At 74.2% G+C, this 15,893-nt stretch carries 21 protein-coding genes and 1 pseudogene; 10 read left to right on the top strand and 12 right to left on the bottom strand.

Annotated features, from left to right (window positions below; all coding sequences use genetic code 11):
* Window positions 1-73 precede the first annotated feature (73 nt).
* The 7 genes from F8271_RS14910 (at window position 74) to F8271_RS14880 (ending at window position 5,938) form a co-directional block, all read left to right on the top strand.
* Window positions 74-454 (top strand): NYN domain-containing protein, encoded by a 381-nt coding sequence (locus F8271_RS14910; protein WP_151490375.1) that lies wholly within the window; start codon window positions 74-76, stop codon window positions 452-454.
* Between the two features lie 152 nt (window positions 455-606).
* Window positions 607-867 (top strand): hypothetical protein, encoded by a 261-nt coding sequence (locus F8271_RS14905; protein WP_151490374.1) that lies wholly within the window; start codon window positions 607-609, stop codon window positions 865-867.
* Window positions 868-873: 6 nt separating this feature from the next.
* Complete coding sequence (locus F8271_RS14900) at window positions 874-1,914, top strand: hypothetical protein (protein ID WP_151490373.1); 1,041 nt, start codon at window positions 874-876, stop codon at window positions 1,912-1,914.
* Window positions 1,907-4,582, top strand: a complete 2,676-nt coding sequence (locus F8271_RS14895; protein ID WP_151490372.1) for an FtsK/SpoIIIE domain-containing protein — start codon at window positions 1,907-1,909, stop codon at window positions 4,580-4,582. Before F8271_RS14900 ends, F8271_RS14895 begins: the two co-directional genes overlap by 8 nt.
* Entirely contained in the window at window positions 4,579-5,241 is a 663-nt protein-coding gene (locus F8271_RS14890; protein WP_151490371.1) for a hypothetical protein, read from the top strand. The genes F8271_RS14895 and F8271_RS14890 overlap by 4 nt, the downstream gene beginning before the upstream one ends.
* Before the next feature lie 81 nt (window positions 5,242-5,322).
* Window positions 5,323-5,592: a hypothetical protein gene (locus F8271_RS14885; RefSeq protein WP_151490370.1), complete on the top strand. Its 270-nt coding sequence runs from the start codon at window positions 5,323-5,325 to the stop codon at window positions 5,590-5,592.
* A gap of 4 nt (window positions 5,593-5,596) precedes the next feature.
* Window positions 5,597-5,938, top strand: coding sequence for a hypothetical protein (locus F8271_RS14880; RefSeq protein ID WP_151490369.1), 342 nt, complete (start codon window positions 5,597-5,599; stop codon window positions 5,936-5,938).
* A gap of 1 nt (window position 5,939) precedes the next feature.
* Here the strand turns inward: F8271_RS14880 and F8271_RS14875 are convergent, their stop codons facing one another.
* Together F8271_RS14875 and F8271_RS14870 are read right to left on the bottom strand one after the other, a co-directional pair.
* Complete coding sequence (locus F8271_RS14875; protein ID WP_151490368.1) at window positions 5,940-7,208, bottom strand: cupin domain-containing protein; 1,269 nt, start codon at window positions 7,206-7,208, stop codon at window positions 5,940-5,942.
* A 141-nt stretch (window positions 7,209-7,349) separates the two neighbouring features.
* Window positions 7,350-7,649 (bottom strand): annotated as a pseudogene (locus F8271_RS14870) (hypothetical protein); the annotation flags it as partial.
* A 156-nt stretch (window positions 7,650-7,805) separates the two neighbouring features.
* On the opposite strand from F8271_RS14870, the gene F8271_RS14865 reads away from it, so the two are divergent.
* Entirely contained in the window at window positions 7,806-8,585 is a 780-nt protein-coding gene (locus tag F8271_RS14865) for a DUF72 domain-containing protein (protein ID WP_151490366.1), read from the top strand.
* A 43-nt stretch (window positions 8,586-8,628) separates the two neighbouring features.
* Here F8271_RS14865 and F8271_RS14860 read toward each other — a convergent pair whose 3' ends face one another.
* The 10 genes from F8271_RS14860 to F8271_RS14815 all read right to left on the bottom strand — a co-directional run bounded on the left by F8271_RS14860 (window position 8,629) and on the right by F8271_RS14815 (window position 14,460).
* Complete coding sequence (locus F8271_RS14860; RefSeq protein ID WP_151490365.1) at window positions 8,629-9,057, bottom strand: DUF2267 domain-containing protein; 429 nt, start codon at window positions 9,055-9,057, stop codon at window positions 8,629-8,631.
* Window positions 9,050-9,235 carry a hypothetical protein gene (locus tag F8271_RS14855; RefSeq protein WP_151490364.1) on the bottom strand — a complete coding sequence of 62 codons (186 nt, stop codon included), beginning with the start codon at window positions 9,233-9,235 and terminating at the stop codon, window positions 9,050-9,052. The genes F8271_RS14860 and F8271_RS14855 overlap by 8 nt, the downstream gene beginning before the upstream one ends.
* Before the next feature lie 124 nt (window positions 9,236-9,359).
* On the bottom strand, window positions 9,360-10,229 hold the full coding sequence (locus tag F8271_RS14850; RefSeq protein ID WP_151490363.1) for a DUF72 domain-containing protein: 870 nt from the start codon (window positions 10,227-10,229) through the stop codon (window positions 9,360-9,362).
* A 48-nt stretch (window positions 10,230-10,277) separates the two neighbouring features.
* A complete protein-coding gene (locus F8271_RS14845; RefSeq protein WP_151490362.1) occupies window positions 10,278-10,676 on the bottom strand; it encodes a TraR/DksA C4-type zinc finger protein in 399 nt (132 codons plus the stop codon).
* A gap of 164 nt (window positions 10,677-10,840) precedes the next feature.
* Complete coding sequence (locus F8271_RS14840; protein WP_151490361.1) at window positions 10,841-11,488, bottom strand: uridine kinase; 648 nt, start codon at window positions 11,486-11,488, stop codon at window positions 10,841-10,843.
* Window positions 11,489-11,529: 41 nt separating this feature from the next.
* Window positions 11,530-12,135 (bottom strand): winged helix-turn-helix domain-containing protein, encoded by a 606-nt coding sequence (locus F8271_RS14835; RefSeq protein WP_151490360.1) that lies wholly within the window; start codon window positions 12,133-12,135, stop codon window positions 11,530-11,532.
* A gap of 260 nt (window positions 12,136-12,395) precedes the next feature.
* The gene (locus F8271_RS14830; protein WP_151490359.1) at window positions 12,396-12,950 is read right to left on the bottom strand and encodes a winged helix-turn-helix domain-containing protein; all 555 of its coding nucleotides are present in this window, start codon (window positions 12,948-12,950) and stop codon (window positions 12,396-12,398) included.
* 51 nt (window positions 12,951-13,001) lie between these two features.
* A complete protein-coding gene (locus F8271_RS14825) occupies window positions 13,002-13,490 on the bottom strand; it encodes a rhodanese-like domain-containing protein (protein WP_151490358.1) in 489 nt (162 codons plus the stop codon).
* Window positions 13,491-13,536: 46 nt separating this feature from the next.
* Window positions 13,537-13,992 (bottom strand): cysteine dioxygenase family protein, encoded by a 456-nt coding sequence (locus tag F8271_RS14820; protein WP_151490357.1) that lies wholly within the window; start codon window positions 13,990-13,992, stop codon window positions 13,537-13,539.
* An 81-nt stretch (window positions 13,993-14,073) separates the two neighbouring features.
* Window positions 14,074-14,460, bottom strand: coding sequence for a signal peptidase I (locus tag F8271_RS14815; protein ID WP_151490356.1), 387 nt, complete (start codon window positions 14,458-14,460; stop codon window positions 14,074-14,076).
* 109 nt (window positions 14,461-14,569) lie between these two features.
* Here F8271_RS14815 and F8271_RS14810 point away from each other — a divergent pair, with 109 nt between their 5' ends.
* On the top strand, window positions 14,570-14,917 hold the full coding sequence (locus F8271_RS14810) for an ankyrin repeat domain-containing protein (RefSeq protein WP_370461912.1): 348 nt from the start codon (window positions 14,570-14,572) through the stop codon (window positions 14,915-14,917).
* Window positions 14,918-14,949: 32 nt separating this feature from the next.
* Window positions 14,950-15,893: DUF3500 domain-containing protein (locus tag F8271_RS14805; RefSeq protein WP_151490354.1), on the top strand; the 944-nt coding region annotated here is incomplete at its 3' end.

Below are 15,893 nucleotides of genomic sequence, written 5' to 3'. Positions count from 1 at the left end.
CCGCACGATTGCCCTCGGGTGGTTCCGGGTGTGGCGTCGGGCCCGCGCCGCCCGGTGGTGGCAGGCTGGTGGCATGGATGAGACCCCGCTGCTGATCGTGGACGGCGCCAACGTGGTGGGCTCCCGCCCGAACGGGTGGTGGCGGGACCGGGCCGGAGCCGCCGCGCGGCTGCGAGACTCCCTCGCCCCGGTGGCGACGATCGGGCTGCCGGCCCGGCTGCCCGCTCCCGTCGAGGTGGTGCTGGTGGTCGAGGGCGCCGCGCGGGACGTGCCCGGCACCGACGGCGTCCGGGTGGTCTCGGCTCCCGGCTCCGGCGACGACAGCGTGGTCGACCTGGTCGCGGGCGCTCCGCAGCGCCGCCGGCTGGTGGTCACGGCCGACCGGGAGTTGCGCGAGCGGGTCACCGCCCTGGGCGCCGAGGTGTACGGGCCTCGCTGGCTCCGCGAGAATTGAGAAGTTCTCGCACTGGGACTCCCACAGAACGGACTCCCGACACTTCCGGGTGCCTTCCGGACAGGCGGGCAGGAACACCGACAGGGCGGATGTTCTTTCGCTGCCGCCGATAAGCTCTAATGGAGATCTCCCCGCCCCCAGGAGGTTCCGCCGTGGCGAGCGTCGCCGAGCTGAAGGCTGCCATCGATGTCGCCCTCCAACAGATCTCCGACGGGCAGACAGCCGTGCAGGCCGCCGGTGAAAAGTTGGCCGAGGCGCAGCAGACCCTGGCCGGCGCGCTGGAGGGCAGCGGACACGAGACCGTCGAGACGGCCCAGGCGTCCCTGACCCAGGCCAGCCAGGAGCTGGAGGAGTGCCTCGCCGCGACACTCGTCGCGGTGGAGCAGGCGCAGCTCTACGTCGCGACCCTGTAGGCCGCCGTGTCCATCATCGAGGATGTCGGTGGGCAGGTCCGCGCCGCCAGCGAGGAGTTCCCGGTGGCGCTGCTCGGGCAGGCGCTGGAAAAGTTCGGCCTGGCCGCGGAGCGGCTGCGCTGGGTGCGCCAGGAGTCGTCCAACCCGATGGGGGTGCCGGAGCTGTCCGCCGCCACGGAGCACGCCGAGAGCGCCGGCTACGCGCTGCGGGTGGCGCAGGAGCAGCTGTCGGCGTACCTGGCCGCGATCGGCCTGGCCGCCGATGGCGCCCCACCACCCCGCCCGGAACAACGCGCTCCCCGGCACGACACGCCGCCGGAGGCCGGGCCGACCACCGTGGCGCCGGAGCCGGCCGAGCAGGTCCGGATGCGCCGCTGGTGGTCGGTGCGGGTGGCCGAGCTGACCGGCGGGCGCGAGGGCGCCGACGACACACCCGACGAGCGCCTGAACGACTCCCAGGAACTGCTGCGCCGGGTGGTGGGTGGCGTCCGCTCCGGTGACCGGGACCGGCTGCGCGCCGAGCTGCGCCGCGCCCCGGCCGACGTGGGGTTGGGGATGGCCGCGCTGGCGCCGCCGCTGCTGCGCGAGCTGGCCGGCGAGCTGCTGGGGCACCCGCCCCGCGCCGCCGACCTCGGCCGGCTGCGCGGCGAGCTGGACGGGCGGGTACGCGACCTGCTGCCCGGGTTGCCGCCGCCGGTGCTGGAGACGCTGCTGACCCGGGTGTGCCGGATGCCTCCACCGCGTGGCTCGGGAGAGCCGCCACACGCCGCCGACTCGGCGGTGACCGCCGGTGTGGCGACCGGGCTGCTGCTCGCCCGCCTCGGCCGGGATCTGCCGGCGGGCGGCGCGGGTCGAGAAGCGGACACGGGCCGGCAAACCAGCGCGGACCGGCAAACCGGTACGGGCCAGGCAGCCGGCGCGGTTTCCCGTCCCGGTGCCGCCGCGCGGCGGCCGGGGGACGCCGGCGGGCAACGCTCCGGCGGGCTGCCGCCGCGCTCGGTCAGCCCCTGGCGGGACGCGTCGACGCGTCGGGGCTCCGATGGCTGACCGGCGTGGCCAACTCGCCAGGCGGGTCCGGGAGACCCTCGCCGAGGCGTTGGGCGCCACCCGTACCCGCCTGTCCGCCGCGCAGGCCGAGCTGTCCGCCGGGCGGGAGCGGCTGGCCCGGGTCCAGCGGGCGGCGGCAGCCGTGCCGGAGCGGGTGGGCGCCCAGCGGGATCGCCGCATCGCCGAGATCGACGCCCGGTATTCTGCGCGGATCACCGAGCTGGCCCAGCGCGCCGCCGAGGCGGCCCGTGCGGAGGCGCCCGGGTGTGCGGGGGCCGACTGGGCGGGATGGGCGCCGACGCCGACCCGACGGGCGGAGCCACCCGGCGCGCTGCGGGTCGGCACGGTCCGCATCGACGACGTCGACCCGGTGCCCGCGCTGGTGCCGCTCCTCGACGCCGGGCACGTCCACCTCACCGGCGACGATCGGGCCGGCTGCGACGCGGTGGTGTCCGCGTTGCTGCTGCGGGCCGTCGGCCGCGCCGACCCCGGGACGGTACGGCTGGTCGGGTACGACCCGGAGCAGCTCGGCGGTGGCCTGGCCGGGTTCGCGCCCCTGGGCACGGCCGGGCTGCTCACCTTCGTGGGCCCGGGCGGGCTGGGTCCCCTGCTCGACGACCTGGTGGAACAGATCCGCCGGATCAACGAGACGGTGCTCGCCGGCGAGTACGCGTCGCTCCGCGAACTCGCCGCGGCGACCGGCCGGCGACCCGAACCGTGGCGGGTGGCGGTGCTGCTCGGCGGTGACGAGCTGAACCGGCACGAGCGCGGCCAGTTGGACCGGATCGTTCGCGCCGGCCCGGCGTGCGGGGTGCACCTGGTGGTGCACGGTGTGCCGTTGCCGGACGATCCGACGGTGACCCGGGTGGTGGCCGGGGCGTCCGGAGCGCGGATCGGCGGGTCGGCCGGTCTGCCGATCCGGCTGGACCCGCCGCCACCGGCGACGCTTGTCACCGAGACCTGCCGGGAGATCGCCGCCCGGGTGAACGCGGGCCCACCACCGACCCCGTTCGCCGACCTGCTGCCCCCGCCCGAGCTGATGTGGCGGGAGGACTCCGCGGACGGGTTGACCGCGCCGATCGGTGAGGGGCCGCAGGGCCGGCCGGTGCGGCTGACGTTGGGTGACTACCCGCCGCACGCGCTTATCGGCGGGCCGTCCGGCACCGGCAAGACCAACCTGATCTTCGCGTGGATCGGTGCCCTCGCCGCCCGCTACTCCCCCGCCGAGCTGGAGTTCTACCTGCTCGACTTCAAGGAGGGGGTGTCCTTCGCGCGGTTCGCGCAGGGCCGGCGCGACCCGAGCTGGTTGCCGCACATGCGGCTGGTCGGCATCAACGTCAACACCGACCGGGAGTTCGGGTTGGCGCTGCTGCGGTTCCTCGCCGAGGAGCTGCGCCGGCGTGCCGACGCGGCCAAGAAGCACGAGGTGACAAAGCTCGCCGAGCTGCGGGCCGTCGACCCGACCGGGCACTGGCCACGGATCGTCGCGGTGGTCGACGAGTTCCAGATGCTGCTGGCCGGCCGGGACGTGGTCGCCCGGGAGGCGGCCGACCTGCTGGAGGACCTGGCCCGACGCGGCCGGTCGCAGGGCATCCACCTGGTGCTCGCCTCGCAGGACGTCCGGGGCATCGAGGCGCTGTGGGGCCGTCCCGCGCTTGTCGCCCAGTTCACCCTGCGCATCGCCCTGCCCAAGGCGCTGCGGATCCTCGCCGAGCGCAACGACGCGGCGCAGTCGTTGCCCCGCTGGCACGCGGTGGTCAACGCCGAGTCGGGAATGGTGGAGGGCAACGAGGTCGCCCGGATCCCGTCGGCGAGCGACTGGGAGACGTGGAGCGGGTTGCAGCACCGGCTGTGGCGGATGCGCCCACCCGACGCGGCACCGGCTCGGCTCTTCGACGGCGACGCCATCCCCCGGCTGGCGGACGCGCCGGACTTCCGGGCGCTCGCCGTGCCCGCCGACCAGGCCACGCCGCGTAACCCGGTGGCGCTGCTCGGCGAGATCATCGACGTGCAGTCCCGATCGGCGGCGCTGCGGCTTCCCCGCGCCCCCGGGCGCAACCTCGCGGTGCTGGGCACCAGGGTGGACGAGGCGTGCGCGGTGCTGGACGCGGCGGCCCGGTCGCTGGCCCGCCAGCACCCGCCGGGCACCGCCCGGTTCTCCATCGCCTGCCTCGACGCGGACGCCGACCCGATGGCCCGTGCCCTCTACGACGACCTTGCCGACGACGCCGCCTGGTACGACGAGGAGACCGTTGGCGAGCTGATGGCCGAGACCGCCGACGGGCTGACCGGGCCGGGCAGCCCGCACTATCTGCTGCTGTTCGCGGTCGACGCGGCGGCCGGCGCGCTGGCCGCCCGCGCGGGTCGGCGTACCGGCCTGGAGCAGCTCCGCCGGATCCTGCACGACGGGCCGGAACGGCGCACCCACGTGCTGGCCTGGTGGCGGGGCGTGGCCCGGATGCGCGCCGACCTCGGTGGGCCGGCCGCCCGCACCGACCAGATCGGTGCCTGGGTGGCGCTTGACGCACACGGGGGCGAGCTGGGTGCCTCGCTGTACCCGGGCACCGGCGGCCCAGACTGGTATCCGCGCCCCTGGCGGGGGCTCTTCTTCGACCGGGCGGTCCACCGCACCGGACAGGTCATCATCCCGTATGGACCGTCCCGATGAACGAACCAGTGGCCAGCCAGACGTACGCGGCGCAGTTGCGGCGGCTGGCCGACATCACCGCACGCGTGCGGGAGCAGCGGGCCGAGGCGCACACCTGGTACGAGCGGCAGTGCGCCGCCGCCGAGCGGGCCGTCGCGGAGGCCACCGAGCAGGTGCGGCACGCCGAGGAGGAGCTGGTCGAGGCACGCGAGCAGCAGGAACGGGTTGACGCCGAGGTGGCGCACCTGTGGCAGCAGGTGCGGACGCGCCTCGGCGCCCGTCGCCTCGGCGGCCCACCCGCACCCGTCAACGGCGGCGGGGGCACCGACGCGGTGCTGCTGCTGACCCGGGCCCGGGACCTGCTCGACCGGGCCGGGCAGCCGGGTGAGTTGCCGGGTTCGGTCAACCCGCTGCTGGCCCTCTGCGGGGTGGCCGGGGCCGTGGTGGCGTACGCGCTGGGGGCCGGCGCGCGGGCGTTGGGCGTCGGGTACGGCGGCGACCTGGCGGTCGGGCTGCCGGTGCTGGCGCTTGTGGTGACGCTGCTCGGGCCGCTTGTCGGCCTCGTGCCGGCGCGGGTGCTGGCCGACCGCCGGCACGCGGTGCTCGGGCCCCGGCCGATCACGGTGGTGCTCGGCGCGGGCCTGCTGACCACCGCGCTGCTCCTCACGCTCGGCCGCTGACCCGGCACGGCGCGAGGGACTGTCGAAGAACCGACCGTGGGCGCAGCGAATCGCGGTCGGAACTTCGATACCGTACGCGAAATGGTCAGCTTCTTTCTCAGCTACCGCGCGGACGACGGGGGCTTCGTCGCGCGCTCGATCGCCGGTGCGCTGCGTGACCGATTCGGCAAACACCGTGTCACCAGCAATTGCCGCTCCTTTGTCGGCAATCCCGGGCTTTCGGCGGCGATTCGGAAGCGCCTGGCCGGCACGACAGCACTGATCGTCGTGATCGGGCCGCGATGGCGCGACGGCGTGGACGGTCTGCTGGGGCCTCTTTCGACAAGCTTGCGGCTCTCCGAGTGCCGGTGATCGGTTGGAAGGTCAGGGGGAGCGGCAGCCGCTCCCACCAGAAGACCCACGCCATCGACAGACCCACGCCATCGACATCACGCTCGTCGCCAAGGATCTCCAGGAGCGGCACGAGCTGCGCCACAGCGCGGTCGAGGCGACCCTGGTGGACGCGATCACCACGATCCGCGCCGTGGTCGCCGCCGGCACCGGGGGCGACGACCCGCTGGTGCTGAAGGCCGGCACTGTGCAACTCGTCTTCGGCGTCACCGACCAGGGCACGATCTCGTTCGGCGCGGAGGGTGAGCTGACCGACGAGATCACGAACACGCTCCGGATCGAGCTGGTCGCGGCCACCGCCGGGTAGCTCAGGCCGGGATCAGGACGGCCTCGCGCAGCAGGCGTCGGGCCAGGGTCACCCGGTCGGCGTCGTCGGGCAGGCCGGGTAGGTCACCGACGCGGGTGACCGCGCCGGTGAGCAGGGCGCGGGCCGCCGCCTCGCAGCTCGCCGGCAGGGTGATGGTGCGGTCGAACAGCCGCAGCGCCACCGTGTCCGCCCCGTGCGGCACGAGCTGCCAGCGCAGACCCGGGCGCAGGGTGAGCCGGGAGTCGGCGTCCAGTGCGGCGAGCGCGTCGGCCTGGGCGAGCGGCCTGATTGGCGCCGGTCGGGCGGCCGGCCAGGCACGCTGGCGCAGCCGCGCGGCGACGGCCGCCGGGTCGGCGCGCAGCAACCAGTCCCGTAGGGCCTCCACCGTCTCGGTCAGCTCCGGTTCGATGGCGTCGGGGTCGGCGACGTCGGTGCCGAACGGCAGGCTGGCCCGCAGCCGCTGATCCTCGGAGGCCAGCGTCAGCAGCTCCTCGACCAGGGCGTACCGGGTGAGCGCGCGGATGCCCACGGTCAGGTGCAGGGAACTGGCGTCCTGCGCCTGCGCGCTGTGCAGCCAACCGCGCGGCAGGTAGAGCGCGTCGCCCGGGGCGAGCACCACGTCCAGTGCGGCGGGGCCCTGCGCGGTGGCGGAGACCTCGTCGGCGCGGCCGCCCCACGGCTGCTTCTCCAGCGGGTCGGGCAGCACCGGCGGGTGGATCCGCCAGTGTTTGCGGCCATCGACCTGCAGCACGAACACGTCGTGGGTGTCGTAGTGGGTGGCAAAGCCCTGACTGCCCGCCGGCGTGAGGTAGGCGTTGATCTGGAGGGGCTGGTTGAGCGCGAGACCCAGGTCGCGGGCGAAGTCGACGAGCGGCGGCCAGATCCGGTGCAGCCCCTGCAGCACCAGCGTGGCGCCGGCCGCGTACTGCTCCAGGACCCGCTCGTCGAGCACCTGGTCGCCGATCTCGGCCCCGGCGCCGCCGCCACCGGTCCAGCGGGCCGCCGGCACGAGCTGGCCGTCCTTGGCGACGCGCAGGAACGGGGTACGCAGGCCGCGCCGGCTGAGCAACTCGTCGGCGTCGGCGGGGCTGAACAGGTCGGTGAAGCCGGACGGGTCGGGCAGTTCGGCGGCGCGCGACAGCAATGGGGTGTGCCCCCAGTGCGCGGCGGCGAACTTGGCCGGCTCGACCGAGACACAGCGGGCCAGCGCCGCGGCGGTGGACGAAACCGCCGGGCGGCCGTGGCCGCCCGGCGGGTCGAGGTACGTCATGACGGGCCGTTACCGGGCACTGCCGTCGGCGCCGCCGTCCTGCTGGCCGGGGGTCGCGCCACCGTCGGCCGGACCCTCCGCGCCACCGTCGGCGCCACCATCCTGGTGACCCGGAGTCGCGCCACCGTCGGCCGGACCCTCCGCGCCACCGTCGGCGCCACCATCCTGGTGACCCGGAGTCGCGCCACCGTCGGCCGGACCCTCCGCGCCACCGTCGGCGCCACCATCCTGGTGACCCGGAGTCGCACCGCCGTCGGCCGGGCCCTCCGCGCCACCGTCGGCGCCACCATCCTGGTGACCCGGAGTCGCGCCACCGTCGGCCGGACCCTCCGCGCCACCGTCGGCGCCACCATCCTGGTGACCCGGAGTCGCACCGCCGTCGGCCGGGCCCTCCAGGCCGCCGCCGCCCGTGGTCTGCATGTCATCGTCGTTGAGTGCCATCGGTACTCCCTCGGGTGTGCCGCCCCGCCGTACGCCGGGGTCCGTCGTGCTGCGGGTGGTACCCCACGCGCGATCTTCTCTAACCCTCACCGTAGACGTCGAACCGGGGCGACACGGGCGGTTCACCTGCGGCGGGGGTGCTGCCAGGATGGTGGGGTGATTCTGGTGGGCACGTCCGGCTGGCAGTACCGGGACTGGCGGGGCCGCTTCTACCCGGAGTCGACGCCGCAGCGGCTGTGGTTGGAACATTTCGCGGAACGGTTCGCCACCGTCGAGGTCAACAACGCGTTCTACCGGCTGCCGGAGCGGGACACCTTCGCCGACTGGCGGGCACGGACGCCGCCGGATTTCTGCGTGGCCGTGAAGATGAGCCGCTACCTGACGCACATCAAGCGACTGCGCGACCCGGCCGAACCGGTGGCCCGGTTCCTCGGCCGGGCCACCGCGCTCGGTGACCGGCTCGGCCCGGTGCTGCTGCAGCTCCCACCCAACCTGCGGGCGGACGTCGACGCGCTCGACGCGACGCTGCGGCTGTTTCCGGCCGAGGTGCGGGTCGCGGTGGAGCCCCGGCACCCGTCCTGGTGGACCGGCGCCACCCGGGCGGTGCTGGAACGCCGCCGAGCCGCGCTGGTCTGGGCGGACCGGCTGGGTCGTCCGGTCGCCCCGCGCTGGCGTACCACCGACTTCGGCTACCTGCGGCTGCACGAGGGGCGGGCCCGGCCCTGGCCGCACTACGGGCGTACCGCGCTCGGCTCCTGGGTGGGGCGGCTGGCCGACGCCTTCGGCGCGGACGAGCTGGCGTACGTCTATTTCAACAACGACCCCGGCGGCGCGGCCGTCACCGACGCCGTCACCTTCGCCGCGCTGGCTCGGCGGGCCGGCCGCCCGGTGTCACGGGTGCCGTCCCCCGCCGAGGCTGACACCTCGGACGGCTGAGCCCGCCCGAGGTGTTCCCGGGCGGGCCCACGACGTCACCGCGTCACGGCATGAACGTAGCGAGATCCTTGGGCATGGTGTCCTTCACGTCCTGCCACTCACCCTGGGTGACGTGCTGGCGCAGGGTGTCCAGCACCACCTGCGTCACCCGCTCCGGGCCGCCGTCGACGTCGTACGGGAAGCCCTGGCGGACCTCGTAGAGGAAGTCGTCGCGGTTGAGCTTGATCGGTACGTCCGACGGGTTCCAGCCGTCGAAGTAGATCCCCCGGACCAGCACCGGCAACTGCTGGGCGAACTCCACGCTCTCGTCCACCGGCAACCGGTCGCGCAGCAGGTGCAGCACCGTGCGCAGAGCCGCGTACGACTGGTTGCGCCGATCCTTCGGCCAGCCGTAGGCGGTCTCGATGTCCTTGAGGATCAGGTTGGTCTTGTCCAGCGAGGACTCAAATGCGGAGATCATCGCGTCAGCCATCGGTCGACCTCCGTTCCGTGGTCTCCCACCGTCGGTCGTCGTCGCGTCGCGGCGGCCCCACCGGGCCGCGTCGAGCCCGCACCGGGCTGCGCTGCGGCGCGCCGCGGGCGTCGTCGGCCGCGCCGACCACGTGCAGGACGGCGCCACGCCGTCGATCCGTCACCACTCGAACCGTCATCCCCGTCACCTCCGTGTCGTCTCCGGCGTGGGCCGCCCAGGGGCGACCGCACGCACCGTGTCCACCCTGCCGGCGCGGCGGGTGAGACGGCCCCACCCCGATCAGGTGAGCCGGCGACGGGAGGTCAGTCGACGAGGAGCCCCGCGAGTGTCGTCGCGTTCGTCTGCGCGTAGTCGCGGTAACAATTGTTCATGAGCACGTGGGTCTGCCCCGTGTCGTCGGCCAGTTCGCGCAGCTTCGGCGCCCAGTCGGCCAGCTCCCGCTTGGAGTAGTGGTAGCCGAACTTCTCGTGGATGTCCTTGCTGGTCCACTTGTCGCTGTGGCCGTGGAAGCGCACCACCGCGAGGTCCGCGGTCGCGGCCAGCACCGGCGGCACCGACGAGCGGTGGCCCTGCGGCATGTCCACGCAGACGTACGGCAGCTTGTGCTCGCGCAGGAAGGCCAGCGTCTCGGCGGCGTTGTCGCCGTCGAACCAGGACGCGTGCCGGAACTCGTACACCGGCCGCAGCGGTGCGCAGCGCTTCGCCACCTCCAGCAGGTACTGCTTGTTGGCCCGCTTGATCGTGAACCAGGGCGGGAACTGGAACAGCACCGCGCCCAGCTTGCCCGCCTCGACCAGCGGGTCCAGCGCGGACAGGAAGCGCGTCCACACCTCCTCGTACGACTGCGCGGGCAGGTCGTCGGGGTAGACGTTCTTCTTGTCGGTCTCCGGCCGCAGATCCTTGTAGAGCGCGCTGACCCGGGTGGGATGCCCGGTCAGCAGGCTGAACGCCTTGATGTTGAAGGTGAAGCCGGCCGGGGTGCGCTCGGCCCAGAGCTGCGCCGTCGCCTCGGCGGGCGGGGAGTAGTAGGTGGCGTCCACCTCGACCAGCGGGAACTGCCGGGCGTAGTAGGCCAACCGCTTCTCCGGGGTGTCCGCGGTCTGCGGATACCACCCCGAGTCCAGCAGTGTGCGGTCGGTCCAGGACGCGGTGCCCACCAGAATGTCACCCATGGGTGGAGTCCATCGCGTCGTCGACCGACCGGCAACCGCTGGCCTCGCTCAGGCGGCCCGCCGCTCGCGGGTCTGCTTGCACGTCACACAGGTGGTGGCGGCCGGGAAGATTTCCAACCGCTCCACCGGGATCGCCGCCGAGCAGCCCTCGCACCAGCCGTAGGTGCCCTCCGCGAGCCGGCCGAGTGCGTGCTCGTACTGGGCGCGACGGTCGAGGATGGTGCGTAGGAGAGACTGCGCGGTGTCCCGTTCGGCGGTCTTGGTGCCGCTGTCGGCCTGGTCGTCGCCGGCGGTGTCGCCGACCTCCACCAGCCGCAGCACCTGACTCTGCAGCACCGCCTGCTCGTACTCCGCGGTCAGCTCGTCGTAACGGGCCTGCAGGGAGAGCCGGATCTGGTCGATCTCCGTCTGGGGACGGCTCGTACCGACCGTGTCGTGGACGAGCATCGCTGCCTGCCTTTCCTGGGCCTGTGGCTCAAGGTGAACCGGGTGCCGGCGGCGCGTCGCCCCGGTCACGGTCGCATGCGGTACGCGGGCGGTCACCCACGCTCTGTGAGCCGGGCGAGTACCCGTCCGGTGAGCCGACCAAACCGGCCAGTTTCCGGCGGGTCTCAGGCGTCCTCGTCGGCCTGGACGAGCGCGGGGTGGCGGGGGTCGTCGGCCCGTACGACCACGTCGGCGAAGCTGGCCGGCACGACCTCGTCGGCGTACCGGTCGAAGGCGGGCAGGGTCCAGTCGTCGGCCGGTGCGGTGCGGCGGCGCAGCGCGGCCGGCGACAGCTCCAGGTGGACGGTGACGTCGACGGGCAGGCCACCGCCGAGCAGCAGCGCGCCACTGACGAGGACGACGCCGCCGGGTGGCAGGTCGACGTAGCGGGCGCGGCTGGCCCGGTCGGCGTCGGCGTCCCACAGCGACGGGAGCAGCCGGCCGGTGCCGCCGGGGCCGGCCGGGTCGAGCACCTCCCGGCGCAGCCCCGCCTCGTCCACCCAGCTCTCGTAGTAGGCGTCCGGGTTGGTCCGGCCGAGTTCGAAGCGCAGCGACGCGGGTCGCAGGAAGTCGGTGGCGCGGACGTGCAGCACCGGACGGCCCCGGGCGCGCAACGGGTTGACCAGCGCGGCGGCGAGGTCGTCCGGGCCGGCGGCGGGGGCGCCGTCCACGGCGACCCGCAGCCGGGCGGGCTCGGCGGCGGCCGCGGCGTCGGCGAGGCGGCCGGTCAGCTCGGTGACGAGCAACTCGGGCGTAATGGGGCGGATGCGCACCGGACCATCCTGCCCCGAGGCGGGTGCGGCGGTGGCGGCGGTCAGCCGGTGCGGTCGATGGTGACGCGCGCGTCGTCGGCCAGCCGGTAACCGACGCCGTAGACGGTGGTGACCAGGGGAACGTCCACACCGACCTTGCCGCGCAGCCGGCGTACGTGCACGTCCACGGTACGGACACCGGCGTGCTCGTAACCCCAGACGGCGTTGAGCAGTTGCAGCCGGGTGAACACCCGCCGGGGATGCGCGACCAGGTGCAGCAGCAGGTCGAACTCCAGGCGGGTCAGGGGCAGCGGCTCGTCGTCGCGCAGCACCGAACGGGACGAGGCGAGGATGTGCAGGGCGGGGATGGTCGGGCTGAGCGCTCGGCTCGGCGCCCGGTTGGCCGGCACCGCGTCAGCGCGGCGCTCGACCGGCGCCGAACTGGTGATGACGGCCTCGCCCCGCTCCAACATCTCGCGGGCCGCCTCGAGCAGCCGACGCGCCGGCGGCGTCAGCGTGTCCTCACAGGCCAGGGGGATGGACAGCGTCACGGTGAGCATGGGCGCGGCCGTGTTCGCCGGACGACGCTGGCCGCCCGGGGGTCGACCGGGCACCGAGGGTTGGGACGTATGCCATCCGGCGCGCGACGAGGCGGGGCTGACCGACATGGTCCTCCTTGGGCTTGTCCGGGTATCTCCCCACGGCCCGGGACGCCGCTTCATCGATGCTTCCCGGCGCCCGGGCGAGGGTCAAGAGGCGGCTGCGTTGCATGAATGTGACAATTGACGAACACATCGGAGCCGAGTGCTCGCTCTGCGTACGAAGCCAGATGATTACAGCAGAGCCTCCGAGATGCCCCGTTACGGGGGTCCCCGCCCGGTTCACCGGGGCCTGTCACGCCACCGTCGAGCCGCCGCCCGACCCGAGGTCAGCGGGAGTGGTCCACCCTGATCCGCGCCTCGTCGGCGAGCCGGTAACCGACCCCGTACACCGTGGTGACCACCTCGGCGCCGGCCAGTTTGGCGCGCAGCCGCCGGACGTGCACGTCCACCGTCCGGGCCACCGCGTGCTCGTAGCCCCAGACGCTGGCGAGCAGTTGCAGCCGGGTGAACACCCGCCGGGGTCGCTCCGCCAGGAACAGCAGCAGCTCGTACTCGATGCGGGTCAGCGCGATGACCTCGTCGCCCCGGCGGACCATCCGCGAGCCGGCCAGGATGTGCACGGCATCGGCGCCGGCGGTCGGCTCGGTGACGACGGTGGGGCTCGGGGCCGTGCGCGGCAGCGGAACGGCGTCCTCCACGGCGCGCAGCTGCCCCTCCCCCGACTCGGCCAGCTCGCCGAGGAGCTGCACGAGCCGGGCCAACCGGGGACTCAGCGGCCCGGCCGCGAGGTCGAGGGTGATGGTCAGCGTCGGGCCGGTGCGGGTGCGGGCGGCGCGGACCGCCGGGTGGTGGGGGCGCGTGGGGATGGCGACGACGGACATGGTGCCTCCTGAGATGGCGGTACGACCGCCACGCCCGGTGCGGCGTGGCGGTCAGCGGCGCGCCGACCCGGCGGTGACCGGGGACGCGAGGGGTGATGCGCGGTGCAGCGGGGTCGGGCCGAGGGCCGGCAGGCCGGCGATCCGCCAGGCGGCGAACCCGCCGACCACGTCGGTGGCCCGGTGCAGGCCGATGTCCTGCAACGCGGCGGCGGCCAGTGACGAGGTGTAGCCCTCCTGGCAGAGGATCACCACCGGCACGTCGTAGTCGACCGCCTCCGGCAGGCGGGCCGGGCAGCGCGGGTCGAAGCGCCACTCCAGCACGTTGCGCTCGATGGTGAGCGAGCCCGGCACCATGCCGTGCGCGGCCCGCTGGGCGGCCGGCCGGATGTCGACCAGCAGCGCGCCGGTCCGGTACGCCAGGTGCGCCCGCTCCGGGTCCAGCCGGTCGAGTCGGGCGCGCGCGGCGGCCAGGATCTCGTCGATGCCCCGGGAGCCCGGCGGCGGCACGGGGGCCGGACAGTGCTCGGCGGTCATCTGCATGATCGGTTCCTTCCGGTGCGGGGGATGGTTCGTGGCTGGGCGGCGCTCACCAGGAGCGTCCGGCCTCGGCGACCTCGGCGACGCGCAGCCGCCCGTCGAGGAGGTGGTAGCGGGTCATCCGGCGCAGCGCCGGCCGGTAGACGTGCACGCTGACCGCTGGCGTCGTACCCCGGTTGGTGACCTGGTGGACGTGGCGGGCGCCGAAGCGGCGACCGGCGCCGGCGGGCAGTAGGCGGGGGCGCAGCCGGCCGCCGGCGACCGTCTCCTCGGTGAGGGCACCGGCGACGACCCGGAACGCCCCGGCGGAGCCGCCGTGGTCGTGCAGGTCGGTGCCCTGACCGGGCAGCCAGCTCAGCGCCCACACCTCGTGGTCGTCGGTGGCGGCGAGTCGGGCGTACCAGCGCTCGGCGACGTCGAAGCGCAGCGGCACCGGCCAGGCCGTCGGGTCGGCCCACCGGGCGGCGACGGTGAGCAGGTCACGCTCCGGGCTGTGGTGGATCATGAGCAGTCCTCGCGAGGTCGTCCGGTGGGGTGCCTCCGTACTCTAGCCGCCAAACCCTATAGGTTTAGTAGGTAATTCCATTCAGTGGGACGGGCGCAGCACCGGCGGGTCCGCCCGGTAGCCGGGCACCGACGGCCACCGCACGGTCAGCACCACCGACGAGCACTCCGCGTACCACGAGTGGTCCACCCCACGAGCCCACACCACGTAGTCACCCGGCTCGGCCAACCGCACCGTCCGGTCCGGCAGCTCCACCCGGAAACACCCCTCGACGAGTACGAGCAGGGTGGTACGCCGCTCCCCCGTCGCCCACCGCGAGCGGGCCTGCCCCGGCGGGTGCACGCCCCACTTCACCTCCACGTCGGTGCTGTGCCGGACCTCCCCCGCCGGCGCGAAGTGCCCGAGCAGCCAGCCGGCGTTGGTGGCACCGTCGACACCCGCGTTGCCCACGTACACCGTCTCACCCATCGGACCCCTCTCCCCGCGCGTCGGCCGAGCAACGTATCAGGACCGCAGGGCCTAATCTGGAGCGGTGACCGAGGACCTCGACGCGGCGACGCTGGCGTTCGCACACCGGATGTTCGACCTGGCCCGCTCCGGCTCCACCGACGAACTCGCCGCGCAGCTCGACGCCGGCCTACCGGTCAACCTGACCAACGACAAGGGCGACACACTGCTGATCCTGGCCGCGTACCACGCCCACCCGGACACGGTGGCCGCCCTGCTCGACCGCGGGGCCGATCACACCCGGGTCAACGACCGCGGCCAGACGGCACTGGCCGCCGCCGTCTTCCGCAGCAGCACCGACGCGGTCCGCGCACTGCTCGCCGCCGGGGCCGACCCGGCGCACGGCACCCCCTCCGCGGTGGAGACCGCCCAGTTCTTCGACCTGCCGGAGATGGCGCAGCTGCTGCGCGCCGGCTGACGCCGGCCCCGACCGACCGGTATACAGAGTCGGTGGAAGATCCCCTGCCCGAGCAGATGCGCACCGCCGGCACCGCGCTGCTGGCCGCGCTCGACCCGGCGGCCCGCGACCAGGCCGTGCGCCCGTTCGACGACGAGCCCGCCCGACGCTGGCTGGAGTACCGGCCCCGGCCCCGACCCGGCGTCTGCCTCGCCGAGTTGGACGTCGCCGGACGCAAGGCCGCACACCGACTGCTCGCCACCGCGCTGAGCCCCTCCGCGTACGCGCAGGCGATGGCGATCATCGCGCTGGAGGAGATCCTGGACCGCGCCGAGGGCTGGCATCGCGGGCGGCACAGCGGCGACTACTGGATCGCCGTGTTCGGCGACCCGGCACGCGACGACCGCTGGTCGTGGCGACTGGAGGGACACCACCTGTCGGTGACCATGACCGTGGTCGACGACCAGGTCTCCCCCGCGCCGATCTTCTTCGGCGCCAACCCGGCGGCGGTCCGGTACGCGGGCCGCCCGGTCTCCCGGCCACTCGGCGTCGAGGAGGACCTCGCCCGCGCCCTGCTCGACGCGCTGGGCCCGGCCGGGCGAGCCGCCGCGATCATCGCCGACGAGGCGCCGGCGGACATCATCAGTGCCACCCGCGCACGCGTCGACGCTCCACTGGAACCGCTCGGCGTGCCGGCGGACCGGCTGGGGCCGACCGGACGGGCACTGCTCGACCAGGTCGTCGCGCTCTACCTGGACCGGCTACCGCCGGAGCTGGCCGCCCGCGAGGCACGCCGCCTCGACGGCGGCGAGCTGCACTTCGCCTGGGCCGGCCCGACCCGTCCCGGGCAGCGCCACTACTACCGGGTCCAGGGCGACAACCTGCTGATCGAGTACGACAACACCACCGACGACGGCAACCACGCCCACACCGTCCTACGCCGCCCCAGCAGCGACTTCGGCGCCGACGTCCTGGCCAACCACCACCAGTCCCACCC

It is taken from the genome of Micromonospora sp. ALFpr18c (assembly GCF_008868155.1).
In the GTDB taxonomy this organism is placed as follows: domain Bacteria; phylum Actinomycetota; class Actinomycetes; order Mycobacteriales; family Micromonosporaceae; genus Micromonospora.
This window is presented reverse-complemented; position numbering and strand designations above follow the sequence as displayed.

Excerpts from the sequence above, each read along its gene's own strand:
- F8271_RS14855 (WP_151490364.1), bottom strand. The coding sequence starts at position 9,235 with ATGACGGTTCGAGTGGTGACGGATCGACGGCGTGGCGCCGTCCTGCAC.
- F8271_RS14860 (WP_151490365.1), bottom strand. The coding sequence starts at position 9,057 with ATGGCTGACGCGATGATCTCCGCATTTGAGTCCTCGCTGGACAAGACC.
- F8271_RS14845 (WP_151490362.1), bottom strand. The coding sequence starts at position 10,676 with ATGCTCGTCCACGACACGGTCGGTACGAGCCGTCCCCAGACGGAGATC.
- F8271_RS14850 (WP_151490363.1), bottom strand. The coding sequence starts at position 10,229 with ATGGGTGACATTCTGGTGGGCACCGCGTCCTGGACCGACCGCACACTG.
- F8271_RS14835 (WP_151490360.1), bottom strand. The coding sequence starts at position 12,135 with ATGTCGGTCAGCCCCGCCTCGTCGCGCGCCGGATGGCATACGTCCCAA.
- F8271_RS14890 (WP_151490371.1), top strand. The coding sequence starts at position 4,579 with ATGAACGAACCAGTGGCCAGCCAGACGTACGCGGCGCAGTTGCGGCGG.
- F8271_RS14895 (WP_151490372.1), top strand. The coding sequence starts at position 1,907 with ATGGCTGACCGGCGTGGCCAACTCGCCAGGCGGGTCCGGGAGACCCTC.
- F8271_RS14875 (WP_151490368.1), bottom strand. The coding sequence starts at position 7,208 with ATGACGTACCTCGACCCGCCGGGCGGCCACGGCCGCCCGGCGGTTTCG.
- F8271_RS14910 (WP_151490375.1), top strand. The coding sequence starts at position 74 with ATGGATGAGACCCCGCTGCTGATCGTGGACGGCGCCAACGTGGTGGGC.
- F8271_RS14810 (WP_370461912.1), top strand. The coding sequence starts at position 14,570 with ATGTTCGACCTGGCCCGCTCCGGCTCCACCGACGAACTCGCCGCGCAG.
- F8271_RS14825 (WP_151490358.1), bottom strand. The coding sequence starts at position 13,490 with ATGCAGATGACCGCCGAGCACTGTCCGGCCCCCGTGCCGCCGCCGGGC.
- F8271_RS14815 (WP_151490356.1), bottom strand. The coding sequence starts at position 14,460 with ATGGGTGAGACGGTGTACGTGGGCAACGCGGGTGTCGACGGTGCCACC.
- F8271_RS14830 (WP_151490359.1), bottom strand. The coding sequence starts at position 12,950 with ATGTCCGTCGTCGCCATCCCCACGCGCCCCCACCACCCGGCGGTCCGC.
- F8271_RS14820 (WP_151490357.1), bottom strand. The coding sequence starts at position 13,992 with ATGATCCACCACAGCCCGGAGCGTGACCTGCTCACCGTCGCCGCCCGG.
- F8271_RS14885 (WP_151490370.1), top strand. The coding sequence starts at position 5,323 with ATGGTCAGCTTCTTTCTCAGCTACCGCGCGGACGACGGGGGCTTCGTC.